This is a genomic window from Rhizobium sp. 10N414, assembly GCF_056394785.1.
Genome location: NZ_JBFTIN010000085.1, coordinates 1 through 3,193, shown reverse-complemented (window position 1 = coordinate 3,193; position 3,193 = coordinate 1). Strand labels below are relative to the sequence as shown.

Annotated in this window: 1 tRNA gene and 2 rRNA genes; all 3 read left to right on the top strand. The window is 53.3% G+C overall.

Going from position 1 to position 3,193, the window contains the following annotated elements:
- Positions 1-2,626: ribosomal RNA gene (locus AC1DE4_RS31550) — 23S ribosomal RNA — on the top strand; the annotation flags it as partial.
- A gap of 109 nt (positions 2,627-2,735) precedes the next feature.
- Positions 2,736-2,850, top strand: a 5S ribosomal RNA gene (gene rrf, locus AC1DE4_RS31545).
- 265 nt (positions 2,851-3,115) lie between these two features.
- A tRNA-Met gene (locus tag AC1DE4_RS31540) sits at positions 3,116-3,192 on the top strand.
- The last annotated feature ends 1 nt before the right edge of the window (position 3,193 follow it).

Here is a 3,193-nt window from a genome sequence, read left to right as displayed (position 1 = left end):
GGTTTCCAAGCATTGTGATAAGGTATCTGCACCTGAATAAAATAGGGTGTAAGAAGCGAACGCAGGGAACTGAAACATCTAAGTACCTGCAGGAAAGGACATCAACCGAGACTCCGCAAGTAGTGGCGAGCGAACGCGGACCAGGCCAGTGGCAATTGTGTTTAAAGYGGAACAAKCTGGAAAGYTTGGCCGTAGYGGGTGACAGCCCCGTACGCGTAGATAGCATGATTGTCCTAGAGTAGGGCGGGACACGAGAAATCCTGTCTGAACATGGGGAGACCACTCTCCAAGCCTAAGTACTCGTGCATGACCGATAGCGAACAAGTACCGTGAGGGAAAGGTGAAAAGCACCCCGACAAGGGGAGTGAAATAGAACCTGAAACCGGATGCCTACAAACAGTCGGAGCCCGCAAGGGTGACGGCGTACCTTTTGTATAATGGGTCAACGACTTAGTGTAACAAGCAAGCTTAAGCCGGTAGGTGTAGGCGAAGCGAAAGCGAGTCTGAAYAGGGCGATTTAGTTTGTTGCATTAGACCCGAAACCGAGTGATCTAGCCATGAGCAGGTTGAAGGTTGGGTAACACCAACTGGAGGACCGAACCCGCATCTGTTGCAATAGATTGGGATGACTTGTGGCTAGGGGTGAAAGGCCAATCAAACTCGGAAATAGCTGGTTCTCCGCGAAATCTATTTAGGTAGAGCGTCGACCGAATACCCTGGGGGGTAGAGCACTGGATGGGCTATGGGGACTCACCGTCTTACTGATCCTAACCAAACTCCGAATACCCAGGAGTACTAGTCGGCAGACACACGGCGGGTGCTAACGTCCGTCGTGAAAAGGGCAACAACCCTAACCTCCAGCTAAGGTCCCCAAGTCATGGCTAAGTGGGAAAGGATGTGAGGATCCCAAAACAACCAGGATGTTGGCTTAGAAGCAGCCATCATTTAAAGAAAGCGTAACAGCTCACTGGTCTAAATAAGGGTCTTTGCGCCGAAAATGTAACGGGGCTGAAGCCATGCACCGAAGCTGAGGATGTGTAGCAATACACGTGGTAGCGGAGCGTTCCGTAAGCTGATGAAGGGAGACCCGTGAGGGCTCCTGGAGGTATCGGAAGTGCGAATGTTGACATGAGTAACGATAAAGAGGGTGAGAGACCCTCTCGCCGAAAGACCAAGGGTTCCTGCTTAAAGTTAATCTGAGCAGGGTTAGCCGGCCCCTAAGACGAGGCGGACACGCGTAGTCGATGGGAACCACGTTAATATTCGTGGGCCTGGTGGTAGTGACGGATTGCTCAACTTGTGAGGTCTTATTGGATTGATCTYGCAGGGACGCGGTTCCAGGAAATAGCTCCACCGTATAGACCGTACCCGAAACCGACACAGGTGGTCAGGTAGAGTATACCAAGGCGCTTGAGAGAACTATGTTGAAGGAACTCGGCAAATTGCACGCGTAACTTCGGAAGAAGCGTGACCCCATTTTACGCAAGTGAAGTGGGGTGGCACAGACCAGGGGGTAGCGACTGTTTATCAAAAACACAGGGCTCTGCGAAGTCGCAAGACGACGTATAGGGTCTGACGCCTGCCCGGTGCTGGAAGGTTAAGAGGAGAGGTGCAAGCTTTGAATCGAAGCCCCAGTAAACGGCGGCCGTAACTATAACGGTCCTAAGGTAGCGAAATTCCTTGTCGGGTAAGTTCCGACCTGCACGAATGGCGTAACGACTTCCCCGCTGTCTCCAACATAGACTCAGTGAAATTGAATTCCCCGTGAAGATGCGGGGTTCCTGCGGTCAGACGGAAAGACCCCGTGCACCTTTACTATAGCTTTACACTGGCATTCGTGTCGGCATGTGTAGGATAGGTGGTAGGCTTTGAAGCAGGGACGCCAGTTTCTGTGGAGCCATCCTTGAAATACCACCCTTATCGTCATGGATGTCTAACCGCGGTCCGTTATCCGGATCCGGGACAGTGTATGGTGGGTAGTTTGACTGGGGCGGTCGCCTCCGAAAGAGTAACGGAGGCGCGCGATGGTGGGCTCAGACCGGTCGGAAATCGGTCGTCGAGTGCAATGGCATAAGCCCGCCTGACTGCGAGACTGACAAGTCGAGCAGAGACGAAAGTCGGTCATAGTGATCCGGTGGTCCCGTGTGGAAGGGCCATCGCTCAACGGATAAAAGGTACGCCGGGGATAACAGGCTGATGACCCCCAAGAGTCCATATCGACGGGGTTGTTTGGCACCTCGATGTCGACTCATCGCATCCTGGGGCTGGAGCAGGTCCCAAGGGTATGGCTGTTCGCCATTTAAAGCGGTACGTGAGTTGGGTTCAGAACGTCGTGAGACAGTTCGGTCCCTATCTGCCGTGGGTGTAGGAATATTGACAGGATCTGTCCCTAGTACGAGAGGACCGGGATGGACATATCTCTGGTGGACCTGTTGTCCTGCCAAGGGCATAGCAGGGTAGCTACATATGGAATGGATAACCGCTGAAGGCATCTAAGCGGGAAACCAACCTGAAAACGAGTATTCCCTATCAGAGCCGTGGAAGACGACCACGTTGATAGGCCGGGTGTGGAAGCGCAGCAATGTGTGAAGCTTACCGGTACTAATAGCTCGATTGGCTTGATCGTTCTCATTGATCAATGCTCATCTCCGACACAGACGTGTCGGGAGATGATGCAAGACGTGTTCAAACGCAGTGAAAACTGCACCAGCTTCTCAWTTGTTGCGCTTCGCTGACCTGGTGGTTATGGCGGGGCGGCTGCACCCGTTCCCATTCCGAACACGGCCGTGAAACGCCCCAGCGCCTATGGTACTTCGTCTTAAGACGCGGGAGAGTCGGTCGCTGCCAGGTCTGCTAAACGCAACAACACATGCGCCGAATGTCGAAGACATTCGAAAGCTGCATGTGAAACAAAGATAATCTTCTCATCACGAAAACGGCCCCAAGCCGATCAAAAGGGCCGCCCACAAAGCGGCCTTTCTGCTATAATGGGCCCGGAAACATGCAGTGCGTCCCTTACACGAGACAAATCGCCTTCGGCAATTTGCTCGGGCAGTAGCGTAAACTGCTTCGCAGTTTACGCACCGTGACAAAACCCAAAGGGTTTTGCACTTGGCGCGGGGTGGAGCAGCCCGGTAGCTCGTCAGGCTCATAACCTGAAGGCCGCAGGTTCAAATCCTGCCCCCGCAACCAA